Here is a 21,537-nt window from a genome sequence, read left to right as displayed (position 1 = left end):
TGGCGCCTCATTCGCGAGCAAGCCCGCTCCCACATTTGATCGGCGGCGAACACAAACGCTGTGTTCGCTGAAGATCTACTGTGGGAGCGGGCTTGCTCGCGAAAGCGATCTATCTGACACCGCGAAACTCAACGCTTGGCAATGATGTACACCGCATGCACGATCCCCGGAATATAACCGCACAGCGTCAGCAGAATATTCAGCCAGAACGCCCCGGCGAAACCGACTTGCAGAAACACACCCAGGGGCGGCAACAGAATGGCGATGATGATTCGAATGAAATCCATGGGGCAGCTCCTGATTTGAAGTTGGCTCGCATGAGCCACACAACCAATCGACCTGCGCCGTTCGTCAGGGTTCAGTGCAGTTCTTCAGGCCAGTATCTCAAGACCGTATTTCTGAACAATGCTCAGCAACTTGAGCGCCATGCCGCTGGGGTGCTTGTCTCCCGCCTCCCATTGCTTGACCGTCGAGGCGCTGGTGTTCAGATAACGCGCAAACACTGGCTGGCTGACGTTGTTGCGCTCCCGAAGCGCTTTGATCTGCTCTGCCGGGATCGCGTCCGGTACGGTTGCAAGGCAGGACTCATCAAATTCGCGCATCGTCGCCTTGCTGATTGCGCCGATGGCAAATAAGGCACTGGCCGATTCGTGTATCGATTCAAAAACTTCACTTTTGTATTTTTTACTCATGGGGTATCTCCACAAACTCCTTCGTATCCACCAAGCGCCGGACTTGCATATCTGTGAGTTCCGCGTAGGTCTTCGCCAGCGTGCGCAATTCAATCAGCTCCGCCGAACTGATATTACTTCGATCCTGTTTGGCAAACAGCACCTGATAGACCCAGTAACGCCCACCTTTTGCCAAGACAAGCGATCGATGGCGATTTGAATTCAAACGTTTTTTCCACACCCTGCCACCGAGATTGACTGCTTGGCCATCGAGCATCTCGATGAAGGCCTCCCGTAGCTCCTCATCACTGATCCAAGCTTTACCAGCCTGTATCGCAAAACCTTTAGCTTTGAATAACCTCGGCGACATCGGTTTCCCTTCCAAAAAACATACCACTCAGTGGTATAGATTTCAAAACCAGTTCTTCAACAATATTGTTTCACTGGCGGCGGCAGTCCTTGCCGACGCGCTCTAAAAAGCCACCGATCCAGCCATCGCTCAAGCACCAAATCACCTTTGGCAAAACGCAGAGACAAAAAAACGCCCCACGCCAAAAGAATCAGGCGTGGGGCGATGCGTTATACCGCGAGACGGTTCGGTAATTCGTGTAGGGCGAGTCTGATCAGACGGCAATCCCTTTGCGGCACTGCAGTTGCGCGGTGCGTACCCGGGAAAAAGCGCGAGCCAGGCGTAGGAGCATTTCGTCGATGTTGGCTTTGCTGACGGTGAGCGCCGGGGTGAAGCGCAGGCAATCGGGTTGTGGGGCGTTGAGCAGCAAGCCTTCATGGTGTGCTGCTTTGACGACCGCGTCGGCTGAATCGTCCGACAGTGTCAGTCCCCAAAACAGCCCTTGCCCGCGCAGTTCGCCGTGGCCGTAGCGATTAGCCAAGCGCCCAAGACCTTCGCCAAGGTACTGACCGGTTTTCTGTACATGTTCGAGAAAGCCTTTGTCCTGCACGCTATCAAGAACGGCCAGGCCGGCAGCGGTCATCAGTGCATTGCCGTGGTGGGTGCCGATCATTTCACCGATGTCGAAACAACAGGCCTTGCCTCGGGCAAGCAATGCCGCCAACGGCACGCCACCGCCCAAGCCTTTGCCGAGCACAACGATATCGGCCCGCACGCCGTAGGATTGTTCCGCGAGCAAGGTGCCGCAACGGCCGATCCCGGTCTGGACTTCGTCGAGGATCAGCAGGATGCCCAGTTCACGACACAACCGTTCAACACCCTTGAGGTAATGCTCGACGGCCGGAATCACCCCGGCTTCACTCTGGATCGGCTCGAGCATGATCGCCACGGTCCGAGCGTCTACGGCTGCATGCAACGCTGGAAGGTCATTGAACGGGACGTGGCTGAAGCCCGGTAGCTGCGGCTCAAATCGATTGGTCAGGTTAGAACTGTCCGAAGCCGAAATCGTCCCGAGACTACGGCCATGGCAGCCCTTGTTGGCAACGATGATCCGCGAAGCGCCGCCGCGATGCAGCTGACCCCATTTGCGTGCCAACTTGATCGCCGCGTCGCAGGCTTCGCTGCCACTGTTGAGCAGGTAGGCCTGATCGCTGCCAGTACTGGCGCAAAGCCGTTCGGCGAGGTTGAGCATGGCGCGGTTATGCAGGCCGAAACCGGGGTTGATCAGCGTCCGGGCCTGATCCGAAATCGCGTTGACCAGCACTGACGGGCTGTGCCCCAGGCTGTTGGCCCCACCACCCTGGGTGAAATCCAGATAAGCGCGATCATCGCTATCCCACAACCACGAACCTTGCCCACGCACAAAAATCTGCTGTGGCCGCTCGACGCTGGGCATCAGGCATTCGCTGGACAGGTTGTCACGGTGCGATGGCTGCACGGTGTCCATGACCAGATCATCCAGACTGGGAGGGCTGCGCCGCAAATTAAACAAATTCATCTCAAAAAACCTCGCTTTAGGTTTTTCGTCTTTCCTATGCAAACACCATCGATGCAAACGGTATTCATCGTGCTTTCCGGCCCTGTAAGCCTTGTGAATGCGGTTAGACTAGGCGCAGGCACGGCGCTGAGCCATTTCGATTTCACAGCATTTTCGATAAGTATTACTTATGGATTTCAAGCAACTGCGTTATTTCGTCGCGGTCTACGAAGAAGGCCATGTGGGCCGGGCTGCCGAGCGACTGTCCATCTCACAACCGGCGCTGTCGCAGCAGATCCGCCACCTCGAACAGAACCTCGATGTGAGCCTGTTCGAGCGCAGCAGCAAACGCTTGCTGCCGACCCTGGCGGCACACACGTTGTACAACCACGCGCTGCCGTTGCTCGATGGCCTGCAACGGGCGCGGGAAGCGCTGGGCAATTTCAAGGGTCAGGCGCTGCGCACCTTGGCGATTGGCGTGTTGCAGACCGTCCACACCAGCCTGGTGCCGCAGATGCTCGAACGGGTGCGCAAGGCGCAGCCGCATCTGGTGGTGCAGATCTATGAACTGACCGGACTTGAGATCGAACGGCGGTTGCTCAACGGTTCCCTGGACATCGGAATCAGCTACCTGCCGCCTCGCCAGCCAGGATTGCACGGCGTGATGCTGTACGAAGATGAACTGACGCTTGTCATCCCGGCGGATCATCCGTTGCGCGAATTCAAGAAGGTCTCCATGAGTCAGGCCGCGGAATTACCGATGCTGTTATTGGGCGAAGAGTTTCAGTTGCGGCAGATCTGGCAGACGCAATTGGCCAGCCTTGGCCGACGCCCGCAGGTGCAGGCCGAACTGAACAACATGGCGGGGATTCTCGACAGCTTGCCCCACACGCGGCTGGCAACTGTTCTGCCCGGGCGCTCGCAAAAGGCGCTCGGCAATAATGAACTGCTGTGGAAACCACTGACCGAGCCGCGAGTGCCGCTGAAAGTCGGGTTGGTGTGCCGGGATGTGCAACGGCAACAAGCCTCGCTGGCGTTACTGCGCACGTTGCTGGAAGAAGTGCTGAATGGGCCCGATGACCGCTTGAACGGCCCGGCGCCACTGGATGTGATGAGCTGAATACTTTTCTGCAGGCAAAAGAAAACCCCGCCGAAGCGGGGCTTTGCAGACTGTTTCCCTGACATCCATTTCACTCCGCCGTCCTGGCAGAATCCTACGTGTCCGTGTTGTTACTTTGCGCTTCCTGCGCGACGTCCATGTGAAGTAGATTAGCTCTGGATCCAATCGGCGCATATGGGAAAACAGCAGTACGTCATGTAAGAGATTGCTTACATGACGTTACAGGGTCAGAACTGCGATGCGTCCAGCAGGAACAGCGACTCGCTACCGGCCTTCACCGACGCGCTCAACGAGTGAATCCGCGGCAGCAGACGGGCGAAATAGAATCGCGCGGTGCCGAGTTTGCTCGCGTAGAACTCGTCCTGCGCTTCTTTGCCGAAAGCGGCCTTGGCCATCAATGCCCACATGTAGGCGTAGGCAACGTAGCCGAATGCTTGCAGATATTCGACCGACGCCGCGCCGATTTCATTCGGGTTGTTTTTCGCCCGGTCCAGTACCCACGAAGTCAGCTCATCAAGGGTGCTCACCGCGTCGTTCAACGGCTTGGTGAACTCAGCCAGGTCAGCACTGGCTGTCTCGGTGAAGTGACGAATCTCATCCGCGAACAGGTTGTAGAACGCCCCGCCAGTGCCGACGATCTTGCGACCTACAAGGTCCAGCGCCTGAATCCCATTGGTGCCTTCGTAGATCTGGGTGATGCGTACGTCGCGAACCAGTTGTTCCTGGCCCCACTCACGTATGTAACCGTGGCCGCCGAAAACTTGCTGGCCATGCACGGTGGTTTCCAGGCCCAGATCGGTCAGGAATGCCTTGGCTACCGGCGTCAGCAACGCCACCAGGTCTTCCGCACGTTTGCGGGTCGTAGGGTCTTCGCTGAACTTGGCGGTGTCCAGTTGCATCGCCACATAGGTGGAGAAGGCACGGCCGCCTTCGTTCGAGGCTTTCATGGTCAGCAGCATGCGACGCACGTCCGGGTGGACAATGATCGGGTCAGCCACTTTGTCTTTGTTCTGCGCGCCAGTCGGCGAACGGCTTTGCAGGCGGTCGCGGGCATATTCAACGGCGTTCTGGTAAGAGCGCTCGCCAGTGGCCAGGCCCTGGATACCCACACCCAGACGCTCGTAGTTCATCATGGTGAACATCGCCGCCAGGCCTTTGTTCGGCTCACCGACCAGGTAACCCACGGCCTCGTCGAAGTTCATCACGCAGGTCGCGGACGCCTGGATGCCCATTTTGTGTTCAATCGAACCGCAGTTGGCCGGGTTGCGCGCACCCAGGCTGCCATCGGCATTGACCATGAACTTCGGCACCAGGAACAGCGAAATGCCTTTCGGCCCCGCCGGTGCGTCCGGCAGTTTGGCCAGCACCAGGTGAATGATGTTCTCGGTAAGGTCGTGTTCGCCGCCGGTGATGAAGATCTTGGTGCCACTGACTTTGTAGGAACCGTCGGCCTGAGGCTCGGCCTTGGTGCGGATAATCCCCAGGTCCGTACCAGCGTGCGGTTCGGTCAGGCACATCGAACCGGCCCAGACGCCGGCATACATGTTCGGCAGGTAGGCGGCTTTCAGCTCTTCGCTGGCGTGGGCGTTGATCGACAGGCAGGCGCCGGCCGTCAGCATCGGGTACAAGCCAAACGACAGGCTGGCGGAGTTGACCATTTCTTCGACCTGGGCCGAAACAGCCTTGGGCATGCCCATGCCGCCGTAGGCCGGATCGCCACCGACACCGACCCAACCGCCTTCGGCATAAGTCTGATAAGCCTGTGGGAAACCTGCCGGTGTGGTGACGGCACCGTCCGCCCAATGGCAGCCTTCTTCGTCCGCCGCTCGGCTCAGGGGCGCGATGCTTTTGCTGGTGACCTTGCCGGCTTCTTCGAGAATGGCTTCGACGGTTTCAGCATCGACGGTATCCGCCAGCGCCGGCAGCTCGGCCCAGAGTTTGGCGACCTCGAAAACTTCATTGAGGACGAAGCGCATATCGCGCAGGGGCGCTTTGTAGTCAGCCATGGCAAACCTCGCAAGATCTAAACGGGTGATTCGTAGGAATGGTGCTTTCGTTGGGTCCGAGTGTAACCCAACAACTTTTACGACACATAGGGTCAGCACGTGACCGATTTGTAATTTTTAGTCACTGAGTTCTTGTGCCTGCCAAACGCATTCGCGGGCAAGCCTCGCTCCTACAGGTCCGTGCGCAAACTTCGCGAAACAACATTGGACGTGTAGGAGCAAGGCTTACCCGCGATGCTTTTAAAGCGCGCTCGTCAAAGCGCAAACAACTCCGCCGGCAGCTTCATCAGGCAATCACTCCCCGCCTCGATCGCCGCCCGATGAGCGGCAGTTCGCGGCAGCAATCGCTTGAAGTAGAACTCGCAGGTCGCCAGTTTGCCCTGGCAATAATCGGCATCGCCGCTGCCCGCGCCCAACTGCGCCTGAGCCACCAGCGCCATGCGCAGCCATAGATAGCCGAGGATGATGTAACCGCTGTACATCAAGTAATCCACCGACGCAGCGCCGACTTCATCCGGATTTTTCATCGCGGCCATGCCGATTTTAGTCGTCACCTCGCCCCACTGCTGATTCAAACCATTGAGCTGTGCCACAAAGCTGCCGAGCTGTGGATGCTCCGCGTTTGCCGCGCAGAACTTGTGGACGATCTTGGTAAAGCCACGCAGCAGTTTGCCCTGGCTGCCGAGGACTTTACGTCCCAGCAAGTCCAACGCCTGAATGCCGTTGGTACCTTCGTAGATCGGCGCAATCCGGCAGTCGCGAACCAATTGCTCCATACCCCACTCGCGGATAAAGCCGTGGCCGCCAAACACCTGCATGCCGTGGTTGGTCACTTCCAGGCCGGTATCGGTCATGAAGGCTTTGCAGATCGGCGTCAGGAATGCCAACAGATCTTCTGCATCCTGCCGCGCCGTTTCATCCGCGCTCAAATGCGCGGCATCCAACAACTGCGCGGTGAAGTAGGTCAGCGCCCGGTTGCCTTCGTTGAAGGCCTTCATGGTCAGTAACATCCGGCGCACATCGGGATGGACGATGATCGGGTCGGCAGGTTTTTCCGGGGCTTTCGGGCCGGTCAGCGAGCGCATTTGCAAGCGATCGTTGGCGTACTTGATCGCGCCCTGGAAGCTCGCCTCGCCCAGACATAAGCCCTGCATGCCGGTGCCCAGGCGCGCGTGGTTCATCATGGTGAACATGCAATTCAGGCCTTTGTTCGCTTCACCGATCAAGAATCCCTTTGCATCGTCAAAATTGAGCACGCAGGTGGCTGAGGCCTTGATGCCCATTTTGTGTTCGATGGAGCCGCAGGAAACGCCGTTGCGCTCGCCCGCTTCACCTTCGGCATCGGGTAGGAATTTGGGAACGATGAACAGCGAAATGCCCTTGGTCCCGGCCGGTGCATCCGGCAGTTTGGCCAGCACTAAATGAATGATGTTGTCGCTCATGTCGTGTTCGCCGGCGGAGATGAAAATCTTGCTGCCGGAGATCGCGTAACTGCCATCAGCCTGGGGCAACGCGCGGGTCTTGATGATGCCCAGGTCGGTGCCGCAATGGGCTTCGGTCAGGCACATGGTGCCGGTCCATTGGCCGGCAGTGAGTTTGCTCAAGTAAGTCTGTTTTTGCGCTTCGGTGCCATGGGCGTGGATCGCCGACATTGCGCCGTGGGTCAGGCCGGGGTACATGCCCCAAGAGGTGTTGCTGGAGCCGACCATCTCGCTGATGACTAGGCCCAGTGAGCTCGGCAAACCCTGGCCGCCGTAAGTTGGATCGGCCGCCAGACCATGCCAGCCACCTTCCACGTATTGTGCGAAGGCTTGCTTGAAGCCTGTAGGCGTTGTCACCACGCCGTTGTCGAAATGGCAGCCTTCTTCATCACCGCTGCGATTCAGCGGTGCGAGAACGTTTTCACAAAATTTCGCGCCTTCTTCGAGGATCGCATTGACCATGTCCGGGCTGGCGTCGGTAGCGCCGAGCGCGGCGTAGTTGCTGTGAAAGTCGAAGACGTGGTCGATCAGAAAGCGCATGTCGCGCAGGGGAGCTTTGTACTCAGGCATGGTCGTTTCTCCGGCAGCAGATACCTCAAACCTACTGCCGCGCACCACGCCTCACAATCACAGTCCAGACGCTGAATGCGCCATCATCACTCAACCCGCAGCAGCGTCCATACGCACCGCGCCACGGCGGCTTTGACCGAATGCCACCACGCAGTTTCGCCCAGCACCCTTGGCGCTGTAGAGCGCCTCGTCAGCGGATTTGAGCACTTGTTCGGGCGTACGCTGCTCCAAGCGTTCGGCGACGCCAATGCTGACCGTAACCGACACACTCGACGCACCGGAGCCGGCTCGACGCTGGCGACCTTGCTGGTCGTCCTGAGGACGGTCCGGATTGCGCAATTGAATGTTGTAGGACGCAATCGACTCGCGGATGACTTCCAGGTGCGGCATGCACTCTTCGAGCGTCTTGCCCGCGAACACCAAGGCGAATTCTTCGCCCCCGTAGCGATACGCCCTACCGCCTCCGCTGATCTTGGACAGTTTGCTGGCAACCAATCGCAGCACCTGATCGCCGACATCGTGGCCGTGGGTGTCGTTGAATTTCTTGAAGTGATCGACGTCGCTCATGGCCAGTACGTAATTGCGTCCCAAGCGCTGCATGCGCTCGTTCAACGCGCGACGTCCCGGCAGCCCGGTGAGTTCGTCGCGGAAAGCCATTTGATAGGCTTCGTGTGCCACCGCCGCCGCAATCATCAGCATGACCTGACTGCACATGATGTTCAGGGTGAACGGCAGGATGAAGGTTTTCGGCAACATCCAGAACAACCCCAGCAAGCCCACGAGTTGCGCGGCGTGCAAGGGCCTCGGGTTGCGCCAGTATTGCCAGGCCAGCAGTAAAAACGCGGCGAAGAACACGGGATAGGACAACTGGATCAGGCTCATCCAGGCACCGTGCAAGGCAGGCCAGCGGATTTCCGAGAGCCACATCAGCAGCGGCTGTGGGTAACTTTGCTCAATGCCCAGCGCCACGCTACCGAACGCCAGCAACACAGCGAAGCGCGCCACCATGTCCTGAAACAGGTGAGTGCGTTCCTGCCACGCCGCGAACAGGCCGAACAGCAACGGCAACAGCAAACAACAGAGATGGAAAACCACCGCTGCGTCTTCGCGAACCTTGCCGTTATCGCGGTAATAGTCGGTCTGGGTGTCGAGCAGGAAGTAGGCGATGTACACCGTGACCATCAGAAACAGTTCACGCTGGCGTCGGTAAACCGCGCAATAAGCACCGCCGAGCAACAGCACCAAGGTTGGCAACACGTTGAACAGCGAAGTGAAGAAGACGTTGAGATCCTTTATGTACGCAGCCGAAAGCCCAGCAAGCAACAGCAGTAGTGAGGGCAAAAAATGACTGAAGCGTACAGCGGAAGAACGCGGCAAGGGTAAAGCTCCGACCCAACAGAAAGATGGCATTGTGCCTGCATCTGGAGCAGTTAAGCACATGAGAGGTGATCTATGTCACATCGCCAGCCTCTGTAACGGCAGGAATCGGGGATTTCTTAGCAATTTAGTAGGGAATATTTATCGAGGGGACGCCAACAATCCATCGTGGGTGGCCTGTCTTGCACAGCGGATTTTCGCCAGGAACAAAAAAGCCGCTGCTCTCGAAAGAACAGCGGCTTTGTGAAGGAACTGCGCGGGGTTTAGTAACCCAGTGCGAAGTCTTCTTCTTTCATGTCCATCAGGTTGTTGGCGCCCGACAGCATGGTCACAACGTGAGTGCGGGTACGCGGCAGGATGCGCTGGAAGTAGAAGCGCGCCGTCTGCAGCTTGGCGGTGTAGAACGCGGTTTCGGTGGTGCCGGCAGCCAGTTTCTCGGCAGCCAGACGCGCCATGTCAGCCCAGAAGTAGGCCAGGCAGGCGTAACCGGAGTACATCAGGTAGTCCACCGACGCGGCGCCGACTTCTTCACGGTCTTTCATGGCCGCCATACCAACCTTCATGGTCAGCTCGCCCCATTCTTTGTTCAGCGCAGCCAATGGCTCGACGAACTCTTTGACCGCTTCGTTGCCTTCGTTGATCTGGCAGAACTTGTGGACGATCTTGGTGAAGCCTTTCAAAGCCTCGCCTTGAGTCATCAGCACTTTGCGGCCCAACAGGTCGAGTGCCTGGATACCGGTGGTGCCTTCGTACAGCATCGAAATGCGGCTGTCGCGAACGTTCTGCTCCATGCCCCACTCGGCGATGAAACCGTGACCACCGTAGATTTGCACGCCGTGGTTGGCGGATTCAAAACCGACTTCAGTCATGAAGGCTTTGGCGATCGGAGTCATGAAGGCCAACAGTGCGTCAGCCTTCTTCTTCTCTTCTTCGTCCACGCCGTATTTGACGATGTCGACTTGCTTGGCGGTGAAGTAAACCATCGCGCGGTTGCCTTCGGCGAACGCCTTCATGGTCAACAGCATGCGACGTACGTCTGGGTGCACGATGATCGGGTCTGCGGCTTTTTCCGGCGCTTTCGGGCCAGTCAGGGAGCGCATTTGCAGACGATCACGAGCGTATTTCAGGCCGCCCTGGAAGCCGATCTCGGCGTGGGCCAGACCTTGCAGCGCGGTACCCAGGCGAGCGGTGTTCATAAAGGTGAACATGCAGTTCAGGCCTTTGTTCGCCGGGCCGATCAGGAAACCGGTGGCCGCGTCGAAGTTCATCACGCAGGTCGCGTTACCGTGGATGCCCATTTTGTGTTCCAGGGAACCACAGGTCACGGCGTTGCGAGCGCCGATCGAACCGTCGGCGTTCGGCATGAACTTCGGAACGATGAACAGCGAAATGCCTTTGGTGCCAGCCGGCGCATCCGGCAGACGTGCCAGCACGATGTGGACGATGTTGTCGGCCATGTCGTGTTCACCGGCCGAGATGAAGATCTTGGTGCCGGAGACTTTGTAGGAACCGTCGGCCTGAGGTTCGGCCTTGGTGCGCAACATGCCCAGGTCGGTGCCGCAGTGCGGTTCGGTCAGGCACATGGTACCGGTCCATTCGCCGGAAACCAGCTTGGTCAGGTAAGCATCTTGCTGCTCAGGCGTACCGTGCTCGGAAATGGTGTTCATCGCGCCATGCGACAGGCCTGGGTACATGCCCCACGACCAGTTGGCTTCGCCAACCATTTCACTCACGGCCAGACCCAGAGACTCCGGCAAGCCTTGGCCGCCGTGCTCTACGTCGTGGGCCAGGCTTGGCCAGCCGCCTTCAACGAATTGTTTGTAGGCTTCTTTAAAGCCAGTCGGGGTTTTAACGCCGGACTCGCTCCAGGTGCAGCCTTCGGTGTCACCCACGCGGTTCAGCGGAGCCAGCACCTGCTCACAAAACTTGGCGCCTTCTTCGAGAATGGCGTCAACCATGTCCGGAGTGGCGTCTGCGCAAGCCGGAAGGCTCTGATAGTGCGCTTCGTAGCCGAGCAGTTCGTCACGAACGAAGCGAATATCACGCAAGGGGGCCTTGTAGTCAGGCATAGCGATAAACCTCTGCTGATGTAACCGGGAATGAACGACCGTGTTGATTTGTTGTGACGGTCAAACAGTTGTTTGAAACATACGTTTACGCCCAAATCTTGTCAAGCATCGATCTTTTGCCATTCGTCATCATGCCGCGCACATAACGGCCACGCAGCCGCGCACCGCCGTCGACAAAGCGACAAGCCATGCAGGAAAGATTAGTTGAGGGAGAAGGACTTACGCAGAAAAACGCCGCGAAGATTCGCGGCGTCGGAGTAGCAGATTCAGCAAGCGATCAAGCGTAGGTATCAATCAACGTCCCAAGCATTTCATCGGAAGCCTTGGCGACTTTCGCGCCGAGCTCAACCTGAAACTTGCCCTGAGACATCTCGACCATATTGCTGGCCAGGTCTGATTGCTGGCTGCGATCAACCGAACGCAGACGATCAACCTGTGCTTCGGAGGACTGGCTCTTCTCCGAGCGATCAATCGTGGTGTTGGCGATCTGGCCGGCAGCCTGATCAACACGGTTCTGCCCTGTCTGAATAGTGCTCAGACCGGCATAAAAAGCGGTGCTTCCTGAGATTTCCATGGGAGAACTCGTCCTTGCAAAGGATCAACAGTGGCTATTGAAGCAGACACGTGGACAAAACACCCGACAAAAACACTAATGGCATAGTGCCTTGTCATAGCAAAAACCCGCACCTGGAAATATTAATCCAACAGATCCAATTGCAGATGCTCGGCCACCGCCTCCGCCGTCACCGACTTGAGTTTCGGCACCCGCCCCAAACACGGTGCGGGTATGCGCTCGGCCAACGTGGCGAGGTTTTCCTCCAGGCGCGAGGTCTTCGGATCAATGATGTTGGCCACCCAGCCCGCCAATTGCAGCCCATCGTTAGCAATCGCTTCAGCGGTCAGCAGTGCATGACTGATGCAACCCAACCGCACGCCAACCACCAGAATCACGGGCAGATTCAGCGCCATCGCCAAGTCCGACAAATTGTCCTGATCCGCCAAAGGCACGCGCCAGCCACCAGCGCCTTCAATCAGCGTGAAGTCTGCGTTCAAATCCAGAATCTCACGCATCGGCGTCAGCAAGGATTGCACCGTCAACGCCACGCCCGCCTCCCGCGCTGCCAGATGCGGAGCGATCGCCGGTTCGAACGCCACCGGGTTGACCTGTGCATACGTCAACGGCACCGAACACTCAGCCAGCAACGCCAACGCATCGGCGTTACGCAATCCCTTGGGTGTCACCTCGCAACCGGAGGCCACCGGTTTGCCCGCCGCCGTACTCAACCCCGCCAACCGCGCGGCATGCAGCAAACCCGCAGCAACGGTGGTCTTGCCGACATCAGTGTCGGTGCCCGTGATGAAATAGGCTGCGCTCATAAGGGTTTCTCCAACACGGCATAAACCACTTGATAAGTCGCCGGCAGTCCCTGTGCCTGACGAAACTGTTCATACGCCTCGATCAAGCCGAGGATTCGCGCCCTGCCGGTCAAACCGCCCGGCCGTCCAGGGTTCAGGTTATGCGCGCCCAGCGCCTTGAGCTCGTGGGTCAGGCTGCGCACATCCGGGTAATGCAGCACATGCACACAGGCTTGCAGACTGACAACCTTCAAGCCACTGGCCGTGCACAGCTGTTGATAAGTACCGAACTCGCGGAAGCGGTTGACGTGCACCATGCCATCCACCTGACGCCAACTGTCACGCAATTCGTACAACGTTCCTACACAAAGACTAGCAAACGCGAAAACACCGCCCGGTTTCAATGCCCGATATGCCTCACTGAGCACCGACGTAAAGTCCGAACACCACTGCACCGCGAGGCTGGAGAAAATCAGGTCACAGGTCGAGTCCTGCAACGGCAGCCGCTCGGCATCGCCGGCGATGAAGTGCGTTGCACCGCCCAATGGCCGAGCGTGATTGAGCATGCCCTCCGCGATGTCCAGCGCCACGCCGTGACCGGCAGGAAAACGCTCACCCAGCGCTCGACTGAAATGCCCGGTGCCGCAGCCCAGGTCCAGCCAGCGACCCGGTACAAAATCATCTGGCAACCGACGTAACAGCTCGCTGCCAACATCGCGCTGCAACTCAGCCACGCTGTCGTAGCTGGCCGCCGCGCGGGAAAAGGACGCTGCCACCTGACGTTTGTCGGGCAAACCACCGGGCAGGTTGGGAAGGGATAAATCAGTCATCACCGGACTCATGCAAAAATGCCTGGATCGCCCCCGCCACACCGTGGGGGTCTTCCAGAAGAAACGCGTGGCTGGCCTGTTCGATCAGGCCGATTTCGACATCCGGCAACAGCGCCAGCAATTCTGCGGCCGCTTCGGCCGGAACCAACCCGTCGAGGCCGGCGAACAGATGCAGTTGTGGGCCACGGAACGCCTGCAACGCCTGACGTGTATCCAGTTGCGCAAGCACTTCCAGACCACTCATCAATACCGCCGTCGACGTACTCGGCGCACCGCCAAGCAACAGTCGCGACAGCCCGCGCGGGTCTTCGGCACCTTGGGCGCAGAGCAGCGAGAAACGTTTCAACGTCATGCGCGGATCGGCGCCACAACCCGCCAGAAACGCATCGAACGTCTCGCCGGGCATCGCACTCAGCCATTGCTCATGGGCGACAAACGAGGGGTTACTCGAAAGCGTCAGCAAGCCGCAGCAGCGATCACCGCGCCGCGCCGCCAACTCGGAGGCGAGCATGCCGCCCAGAGACCAACCGCCGAGCCAGGCATCCTGAGGCAGAGTCGAATCGAGCTCATCAAGCCACTCGGCAAGATCACCCGATTCCAGTTCCGGCAAAGGTTCGATCTCGACCCGCAGGTGTTCATCCAGCCCCTGCAACGCCGCCGCCAAGGGCTCCAGCGGCGAAACGCCGAGTCCCCAGCCAGGCAGCAGAATCAAACGATCACGCATGGCTTGGCTCCGGTCCCAGTTGTGCAAAACAATCGGCCAGTCCATTTAACAATAGCTGCACCTGCGCCTCGCTGTGGGCGGCGGTCAGGGTCACGCGCAAGCGAGCGCTGCCGGCCGGCACGGTGGGCGGACGGATCGCGGTCACCATCAGACCGCGCTCGCGCAGCATCTGCGACAGTCGAACCGCGCGCCCGGCATCGCCAATCATGATCGGCTGGATCGGTGTGAAGCTGTCCATGAGTTCCAGGCCGATTTGTTCGGCACCTCGACGAAATTGACGGATCAGCACATTAAGGTGCTCGCGCCGCCAATGCTCGCTGCGCAGTAATTCGAGACTTTTCAGCGTCGCGCAGGCCAGGGCCGGCGGCTGGCTGGTGGTGTAGATGTAGGGACGAGCGAACTGGATCAGACTCTCGACCAACTCTTCGCTACCCGCCACAAACGCACCGGCCGTACCGAACGCCTTGCCGAGGGTGCCGACCAACACCGGCACATCCTCCTGACTCAAGCCAAAATGCTCGACGATCCCGGCACCATTGGCGCCCAGCGGACCAAAGCCGTGGGCATCATCGACCATCAGCCACGCACCTTTGGCCTTGGCCTCGCGGGCCAGCGCCGGCAGATCGGCGATGTCGCCGTCCATGCTGAACACGCCGTCGGTGACTACTAGCGTGTTGCCGGTGGCTTTCTCCAGGCGCTTGGCCAGGCTCTCAGCGTCGTTGTGCAGATAACGATTGAAGCGCGCACCGGACAACAAACCGGCATCCAGCAAGGAGGCGTGATTGAGCCGGTCTTCCAGCACCGTATCGCCCTGCCCGATCAACGCGGTGACCGCGCCGAGGTTGGCCATGTAACCGGTAGTGAACAGCAGCGCACGCGGGCGCCCGGTGAGATCGGCCAACGCCTCTTCCAACGCGTGATGGGGGGTGCTGTGGCCGATAACCAAATGCGAAGCCCCGCCGCCGACGCCCCAGCGAGCCGCACCGGCGCGCCAGGCTTCGATCACTTGCGGGTGATTGGCCAGGCCCAGGTAGTCGTTGTTACAAAACGCCAGCAACGGCTGACCATCGACGACTACTTCAGGGCCTTGAGGGCTTTCGAGCAGTGGGCGTTGGCGATAGAGATTTTCGGCACGACGGGCAGCAAGGCGTGCGGCGAGATCGAAAGACATGCAGGCCTCGGAGGTCAATATGGGTAAACATTCAATCCCAATGTGGGAGCGGGCTTGCTCGCGAAGGGGCCGTCACATCCAACATTTATGGTGACTGAAACTCCGCCTTCGCGAGCAAGCCCGCTCCCACATTTGATTTGTGTCGGGTCAAACAGCAGCGTTATAGAACTGCTCGCTGCTCTTCTGCTCAACCAGCGCCTGCTCGATAGCCGCTTGATGCACTTCATCGGCGTGCTCTTCGCGCGCTTCCGGCAGAATGCCCAGGCGCGAGAACAGTTGCATGTCCTTGTCGGCCTGCGGGTTGGCGGTGGTCAGCAACTTGTCGCCGTAGAAAATCGAGTTGGCACCGGCGAAGAAGGCCAGGGCCTGCATCTGCTCGTTCATCGCTTCGCGGCCGGCGGACAGGCGCACGTGGGATTGCGGCATCAGGATGCGGGCGACGGCGAGCATGCGAATGAAGTCGAACGGGTCGATGTCATCGGCGTTTTCCAGCGGCGTACCAGCAACTTTCACCAGCATGTTGATCGGCACCGATTCCGGGTGTTCCGGCAGGTTGGCCAACTGGATCAGCAGGTTGGCGCGGTCATCGAGGGACTCGCCCATGCCGAGGATGCCACCGGAGCAGATCTTCATCCCCGAATCACGCACATAAGCCAGGGTTTGCAGACGCTCGCCATAGGTGCGGGTGGTGATGATGCTGCCGTAGAACTCCGGCGAGGTATCGAGGTTGTGGTTGTAGTAGTCGAGGCCAGCGTCGGCCAGCGCAACGGTCTGGTCCTGATCGAGACGACCGAGGGTCATGCAGGTTTCCAGGCCCATGGCTTTCACGCCTTTGACCATCTCCAGCACGTACGGCATGTCTTTGGCCGACGGGTGTTTCCAGGCAGCGCCCATGCAGAAACGGGTCGAACCGATGGCCTTGGCGCGAGCGGCCTCTTCGAGGACCTTCTGCACTTCCATCAGTTTTTCTTTTTCCAGGCCGGTGTTGTAGTGACCGGACTGCGGACAATATTTGCAATCTTCCGGGCAGGCGCCGGTCTTGATCGACAGCAGCGTCGAAACCTGGACTCGGTTGGCGTCGAAATGGGCGCGGTGCACCGTCTGCGCCTGGAACAGCAGGTCGTTGAATGGCTGAACGAAGAGTGCTTTGACTTCGGCCAAAGACCAGTCATGACGCAGGGTTGCAGAGGTGCTGGCGCTCATGGGCGTTTCCTTGATTTATGCTTGGCTGGCGACTGGGGTAACGCAATACCCACAGGCGCGACACGGATGTTCGGCATATTTAAGGAAGAGCGATGCGCTGTCAACCACGATACGCAGGACCGGTTTACATCTGGTTAAAAAATAAACAATTCTGTTTGCTTTGTTCAGAGCCCGCCGACGACACCACGCCGATCTGTACAGCCTGCGAAGCCGAGTTGCCCTGGCTCGGCGATCACTGCCAGACCTGCGCCCTGCCACTGCCCGCGTCCGACCTGACGTGCGGCCAATGCCTGCAACAACCGCCGGCCTTCGAGCGAGTGGCGGCGCCGTGGATCTACAGCTTTCCGGTGGATACGCTGATCACCCGCTTCAAGCACAACGCAAAGTGGCCGTTTGGCCGCTTGCTCGGCGAACTTCTTGCGCAATTCCTGCAACATCGCTTCGAAGAAGACCTTGATCGACCCGATGCGTTGATCCCGGTACCGCTGGCCACGAAGCGCCTGCGCCAACGAGGCTTTAACCAGGCGGCGATGCTCGCGAAGTGGCTCAGTGAAAGCCTGAACATTCCTTGTGACGAAACACTGCTGCTGAGGATTCAGGACACCAGCGCGCAACAGGATCTGAAGGCCGAGGCCCGCAAGCGAAACCTGCGTAACGCCTTCGCCCTGACACCCGATGCGTGCGTCACCGGCCGTCATCTGGCCCTGATCGATGACGTGCTGACCACCGGTGCTACCGCGCAAACCCTGGCGCGCCTGCTGATGGACGCCGGCGCGGCCCGGGTCGATGTCTATTGCCTGGCCAGAACCCCAAAACCCGGCGACACAATTTAACTGAACACCACAAAACCCTGTGGGAGCGGGCTTGCTCGCGAAAGCGGACTGGTATTCAACGCAGATGTCGACTGAACTGACGCTTTCGCGAGCAAGCCCGCTCCCACAGGACTACCGTCTGACTTGACTCCCGCAGCCCAAGCCGCCAACGTCCTCCCATCGCCACAACCCAAAGCACCTGCCATGTCATTGCCTACGTTGTTGTCCCAGCACATTGTCCGCCGTCCGCAGCGCATTGCCCTGCTGCAACACATCGCCGAACAAGGCTCGATCACCCGCGCCGCGAAAAGCGCGGGCTTGAGTTACAAAGCGGCGTGGGACGCTATCGATGAATTGAACAACCTCGCGCAAAAACCACTGGTGGAACGCAGCGTCGGCGGCAAGGGCGGCGGTGGCGCCAAGTTGTCCAGCGAAGGCGAGCGCGTCTTGCGGCTGTATCAAAAGCTGCAAGTGTTGCAGGCTCAGGTGCTTGAAGCGGCCGAAGACGCCAGCGATCTGGACTTGCTCGGTCGGCTGATGCTGCGCACCAGCGCGCGCAATCAATTGCACGGCAGAGTGATGGCGATCGAATCCCAGGGTCGCAACGACCGCATCCGTCTGGAACTGGCCGAAGGCTTAAGCATCGATGCACAGATCACCCACGACAGCACCCTGCGCCTGGAACTGCAAACCGGCACCGAAGTCGTCGCATTGATCAAGGCCGGCTGGCTGGAATTGTTGGCCATCGACCAACCCGCAACACCTGGCAACAATTGTCTGAAAGGCATTATCGAGCAGATTCTCGACGCCGAAGACGGCCCCAGCGAAGTGCGCATCGGCCTGCCCAACGGCCAGACACTCTGCGCCCTGGCCGAGCCGCTGCATTTAAGAACCTCCGGCCTCGCCATCGACAGCCCGGTGCTCGTGCAATTTGCGCCGTCCAACGTCCTGTTGGGCACTCCACTCTGAAACAAAACCTTCACTAACGCTCACTAAGGTGACTGCAAAATCCAGCAGGGAGCCTGATGTGAGCCTATTAGAAGAGAACCAACCCACCGACCTGGAAAAAATGGTCGGCCTCAGCCGTCGTGGTTTCATCAGCGCCGGCGCCCTCTGCGGTGCGGCGATGTTCCTCGGTGGCAACCTGCTGAGCCGCAGCGTGCTGGCCGCCAGTGTCAGCGCCGGCTCGAGCAATTTGCTGGGTTTCAACAGCATCGCCTCCGCCACGACTGACGTCATCACCTTGCCGCCAGGCTACAAGTCCTCGGTGCTGATCAGTTGGGGCCAGCCTCTGCAAAAGAATGGCCCGGCCTTCGATCCGAGCGGTAACGGCACCGCCCAGGCCCAGGAAGTGCAGTTCGGCGACAACAACGACGGCATGAGCCTGTTCGCCTTCCCTGGCGACAACGACCGTGCGCTGATGGCGATCAACAACGAATACACCAACTACCGCTACCTCTATCCCCACGGCGGCATGCCGCAATCGGCGGAAGACGTGCGCAAGGCCCTGGCCTGCGAAGGCGTATCGGTGATCGAAGTACAACGTCGCCGTGGCCAGTGGGAATTCGTTCAAGGCTCGCGCTACAACCGCCGCATCCACGGCAACTCGCCGCTGCGCTTGAGCGGCCCGGCGGCCGGTCACGAATTGCTCAAGACCAGCGCCGACAAGCACGGCAAGAAAGTCCTCGGCACCTTCCAGAACTGCGCCAACGGCAAGACGCCTTGGGGCACCTACCTGACGTGCGAAGAGAACTTCACCGATTGCTTCGGCAGCAGCAACGCCGAGCAAAAATTCGATGTCGCGCAAAAACGCTACGGCGCCGTGGCCGCCAGCAAGGAAATCAACTGGCACCCACACGACCCGCGTTTCGACCTGGCGAAGAACCCTAACGAACTCAACCGCCACGGCTGGGTGGTGGAAATCGACCCGTTCGACCCGCAGTCGACCCCGGTCAAACGCACCGCCCTGGGCCGTTTCAAGCACGAGAACGCCGCCCTGGCTGAAACCAATGACGGGCGCGCCGTGGTCTACATGGGCGACGACGAGCGCGGTGAGTTCATCTACAAATTCGTCAGCCGCGACAAAATCGACCACGGCAATCCCAAGGCCAACCGCGACCTGCTTGACCACGGCACCTTATATGTCGCGCGCTTCGACGCCGGCGACGGCAACGCCGATCATCCGAAAGGCCAGGGCCAGTGGATCGAACTGACCCACGGCAAAAACGGCATCGACGCCAGCAGTGGCTTTGCCGATCAGGCCGAGGTGTTGATTCACGCTCGCCTCGCGGCCAGCGTCGTCAGCGCCACGCGCATGGACCGCCCGGAATGGATCGTGGTCAGTCCCAAGGACGGCCAGGTTTATTGCACCCTGACCAACAACGCCAAGCGCGGCGAAGACGGCCAACCCGTCGGCGGGCCGAACCCAAGGGAGAAAAACGTTTACGGGCAGATCCTGCGCTGGCGCACCGACCGTGATGATCACGGCTCGGAAAGCTTTGCCTGGGACTTGTTCGTGGTCGCCGGCAATCCGGGGGTTCACGCCGGCACGCCAAAGGGCGGCTCGTCGAACATCACGCCGCAGAACATGTTCAACAGCCCGGATGGCTTGGGTTTCGACGAGGCTGGACGCTTGTGGATTCTGACTGATGGCGATTCGAGCAATGCCGCAGACTTCGCGGGCATGGGCAATAACCAGATGCTTTGCGCTGATCCGGTGACTGGGGAAATTCGCCGGTTTATGGTCGGGCCGATTGGTTGTGAGGTAACGGGGATCAGCTTTTCGCCGGATCAGAAAACCTTGTTTGTCGGGATTCAGCATCCGGGGGAAAACGGTGGCTCGACCTTCCCAGAGCACCTGCCGAATGGCAAACCGCGTTCTTCAGTGATGGCCATTACCCGTGAAGATGGCGGGGTCGTCGGCGCCTGATACGGCCCCATCGCGAGCAGGCTCGCTCCCACAGGGTTATGTGTTCACAAATCCAATGTGGGAGCGAGCCTGCTCGCGATGGCGTCCGCCCAGACAACACTCATCTCAAGCCCAACCACTATAGAAGCCCCGTCTGCGCTACCATGCTTGGCCGGACGCGGCAGCCTGCTGCGCGCAGGAGTCAGCATGGCCCACCCGTTTGCAACCCTCACCCCAGACCTCGTGCTCGATGCCGTCGAAAGCATCGGCTTTCTCAGCGATGCTCGCATTCTGGCGCTCAACAGCTACGAAAACCGCGTCTACCAGGTCGGCATCGAAGACTCCGAGCCGCTGATCGCCAAGTTCTATCGCCCGCAGCGTTGGACCAACGAAGCGATCCTCGAAGAACACCAGTTCACCTTCGAACTCGCCGAATGCGATGTGCCGGTGGTCGCGCCGATGATTCACAACGGTGCCAGCCTCCACGAGCACGCCGGGTTCCGTTTCACCCTGTTCCCCCGCCGTGGCGGCCGGGCGCCGGAGCCGGGCAATCTTGATCAGCTGTATCGCCTGGGCCAATTGCTCGGGCGCCTGCACGCCGTTGGGGCGACCAAGCCGTTCGAGCACCGTGAAGCGCTGGGCGTGAAGAACTTCGGTCACGATTCGCTGAACACTTTGCTCGAAGGCAATTTCGTCCCGAAAAGCCTGCTGCCGGCCTACGAGTCCGTCGCTCGTGATCTGCTCAAACGAGTAGAAGAGGTCTACAAGGCCACGCCGCACCAGAACATCCGCATGCACGGCGATTGCCACCCTGGCAACATGATGTGCCGCGACGAGATGTTCCACATCGTCGACCTCGACGACTGCCGCATGGGCCCGGCAGTGCAGGACATCTGGATGATGCTCGCCGGGGATCGTCAGGAATGTCTCGGTCAGTTGTCGGAATTGATGGACGGCTACAACGAATTTCACGACTTCGACCCGCGGGAATTGGCGCTGATCGAACCGCTGCGGGCGTTGCGCCTGATGCACTACAGCGCCTGGCTGGCTCGGCGCTGGGATGACCCGGCATTCCCCCACAGTTTTCCGTGGTTCGGCAGTGAGCGGTATTGGGGGGATCAGGTGTTGGCGTTGCGTGAGCAACTGTCTGCACTCAACGAAGAACCGTTAAAACTCTTCTGATTTCCCCTATCCCCTGTGGGAGCGGGCTTGCTCGCGAAAGCGGTTGCTCATTCAACATCAATGTCGACTGATCCGACGCCGGCGCGAGCAAGCCCGCTCCCACATTGGTCCGCGACCGTTCCTACAAATCTCCTTACAATCCCCTACTTTGTTAGCTGCCTAAGCAAGGAT

The 21,537-nt window shown here is 59.4% G+C and carries 19 protein-coding genes; 5 read left to right on the top strand and 14 right to left on the bottom strand.

The features are described from left to right. Window positions 1-128: 128 nt before the first annotated feature. From AC1MEW_RS06020 to AC1MEW_RS06005, 4 genes are all read right to left on the bottom strand, one after another. The gene (locus tag AC1MEW_RS06020) at window positions 129-287 is read right to left on the bottom strand and encodes a YqaE/Pmp3 family membrane protein (RefSeq protein WP_007904205.1); all 159 of its coding nucleotides are present in this window, start codon (window positions 285-287) and stop codon (window positions 129-131) included. Between the two features lie 84 nt (window positions 288-371). Then, on the bottom strand, window positions 372-692 hold the full coding sequence (locus AC1MEW_RS06015; RefSeq protein ID WP_201256692.1) for a helix-turn-helix domain-containing protein: 321 nt from the start codon (window positions 690-692) through the stop codon (window positions 372-374). Further along, window positions 685-1,041 (bottom strand): type II toxin-antitoxin system RelE/ParE family toxin, encoded by a 357-nt coding sequence (locus AC1MEW_RS06010; RefSeq protein WP_480427190.1) that lies wholly within the window; start codon window positions 1,039-1,041, stop codon window positions 685-687. The genes AC1MEW_RS06015 and AC1MEW_RS06010 overlap by 8 nt, the downstream gene beginning before the upstream one ends. 253 nt (window positions 1,042-1,294) lie before the next feature. Further along, a complete protein-coding gene (locus AC1MEW_RS06005) occupies window positions 1,295-2,578 on the bottom strand; it encodes an aspartate aminotransferase family protein (RefSeq protein WP_322269822.1) in 1,284 nt (427 codons plus the stop codon). Window positions 2,579-2,747: 169 nt separating this feature from the next. On the opposite strand from AC1MEW_RS06005, the gene AC1MEW_RS06000 reads away from it, so the two are divergent. After that, window positions 2,748-3,677 carry a LysR family transcriptional regulator gene (locus tag AC1MEW_RS06000; protein WP_201198278.1) on the top strand — a complete coding sequence of 310 codons (930 nt, stop codon included), beginning with the start codon at window positions 2,748-2,750 and terminating at the stop codon, window positions 3,675-3,677. Window positions 3,678-3,904: 227 nt separating this feature from the next. Here AC1MEW_RS06000 and AC1MEW_RS05995 read toward each other — a convergent pair whose 3' ends face one another. The 10 genes from AC1MEW_RS05995 to bioB form a co-directional block, all read right to left on the bottom strand. Continuing rightward, on the bottom strand, window positions 3,905-5,683 hold the full coding sequence (locus tag AC1MEW_RS05995) for an acyl-CoA dehydrogenase C-terminal domain-containing protein (protein ID WP_201198279.1): 1,779 nt from the start codon (window positions 5,681-5,683) through the stop codon (window positions 3,905-3,907). A gap of 254 nt (window positions 5,684-5,937) precedes the next feature. Further along, complete coding sequence (locus AC1MEW_RS05990) at window positions 5,938-7,734, bottom strand: acyl-CoA dehydrogenase C-terminal domain-containing protein (RefSeq protein WP_201198280.1); 1,797 nt, start codon at window positions 7,732-7,734, stop codon at window positions 5,938-5,940. Between the two features lie 90 nt (window positions 7,735-7,824). Further along, window positions 7,825-9,111 (bottom strand): GGDEF domain-containing protein, encoded by a 1,287-nt coding sequence (locus tag AC1MEW_RS05985; protein ID WP_201198281.1) that lies wholly within the window; start codon window positions 9,109-9,111, stop codon window positions 7,825-7,827. Between the two features lie 263 nt (window positions 9,112-9,374). Continuing rightward, a complete protein-coding gene (locus AC1MEW_RS05980; RefSeq protein ID WP_480425680.1) occupies window positions 9,375-11,180 on the bottom strand; it encodes a phenylacyl-CoA dehydrogenase in 1,806 nt (601 codons plus the stop codon). A gap of 277 nt (window positions 11,181-11,457) precedes the next feature. Then, on the bottom strand, window positions 11,458-11,754 hold the full coding sequence (locus AC1MEW_RS05975; RefSeq protein WP_201198285.1) for a pyrroloquinoline quinone biosynthesis protein PqqE: 297 nt from the start codon (window positions 11,752-11,754) through the stop codon (window positions 11,458-11,460). 122 nt (window positions 11,755-11,876) lie between these two features. Further along, window positions 11,877-12,557 carry a dethiobiotin synthase gene (gene bioD, locus AC1MEW_RS05970; protein WP_201198287.1) on the bottom strand — a complete coding sequence of 227 codons (681 nt, stop codon included), beginning with the start codon at window positions 12,555-12,557 and terminating at the stop codon, window positions 11,877-11,879. Further along, window positions 12,554-13,366, bottom strand: a complete 813-nt coding sequence (gene bioC, locus AC1MEW_RS05965) for a malonyl-ACP O-methyltransferase BioC (RefSeq protein ID WP_201198289.1) — start codon at window positions 13,364-13,366, stop codon at window positions 12,554-12,556. The genes bioD and bioC overlap by 4 nt, the downstream gene beginning before the upstream one ends. After that, the gene (locus tag AC1MEW_RS05960) at window positions 13,359-14,090 is read right to left on the bottom strand and encodes an alpha/beta fold hydrolase (RefSeq protein ID WP_201198291.1); all 732 of its coding nucleotides are present in this window, start codon (window positions 14,088-14,090) and stop codon (window positions 13,359-13,361) included. Before AC1MEW_RS05960 ends, bioC begins: the two co-directional genes overlap by 8 nt. Next, a complete protein-coding gene (gene bioF, locus AC1MEW_RS05955) occupies window positions 14,083-15,261 on the bottom strand; it encodes an 8-amino-7-oxononanoate synthase (protein ID WP_201198293.1) in 1,179 nt (392 codons plus the stop codon). The genes AC1MEW_RS05960 and bioF overlap by 8 nt, the downstream gene beginning before the upstream one ends. Window positions 15,262-15,408: 147 nt before the next feature. After that, window positions 15,409-16,464 (bottom strand): biotin synthase BioB, encoded by a 1,056-nt coding sequence (bioB, locus tag AC1MEW_RS05950; RefSeq protein ID WP_201198295.1) that lies wholly within the window; start codon window positions 16,462-16,464, stop codon window positions 15,409-15,411. 92 nt (window positions 16,465-16,556) lie between these two features. On the opposite strand from bioB, the gene AC1MEW_RS05945 reads away from it, so the two are divergent. The 4 genes from AC1MEW_RS05945 (at window position 16,557) to AC1MEW_RS05930 (ending at window position 21,366) form a co-directional block, all read left to right on the top strand. After that, the gene (locus AC1MEW_RS05945; RefSeq protein ID WP_480425677.1) at window positions 16,557-17,297 is read left to right on the top strand and encodes a double zinc ribbon domain-containing protein; all 741 of its coding nucleotides are present in this window, start codon (window positions 16,557-16,559) and stop codon (window positions 17,295-17,297) included. Between the two features lie 183 nt (window positions 17,298-17,480). Next, window positions 17,481-18,245, top strand: a complete 765-nt coding sequence (locus tag AC1MEW_RS05940) for a TOBE domain-containing protein (protein ID WP_201256690.1) — start codon at window positions 17,481-17,483, stop codon at window positions 18,243-18,245. A gap of 58 nt (window positions 18,246-18,303) precedes the next feature. Continuing rightward, window positions 18,304-20,205, top strand: coding sequence for a PhoX family protein (locus tag AC1MEW_RS05935; protein WP_480425674.1), 1,902 nt, complete (start codon window positions 18,304-18,306; stop codon window positions 20,203-20,205). A 186-nt stretch (window positions 20,206-20,391) separates the two neighbouring features. Further along, the gene (locus AC1MEW_RS05930; protein ID WP_054616850.1) at window positions 20,392-21,366 is read left to right on the top strand and encodes a serine/threonine protein kinase; all 975 of its coding nucleotides are present in this window, start codon (window positions 20,392-20,394) and stop codon (window positions 21,364-21,366) included. The last annotated feature ends 171 nt before the right edge of the window (window positions 21,367-21,537 follow it).

Source organism: Pseudomonas sp. ASL4, assembly GCF_056680395.1.
Note: the sequence above shows the minus strand (reverse complement) of the source record. Positions and strands in the feature narration are given on the sequence as shown.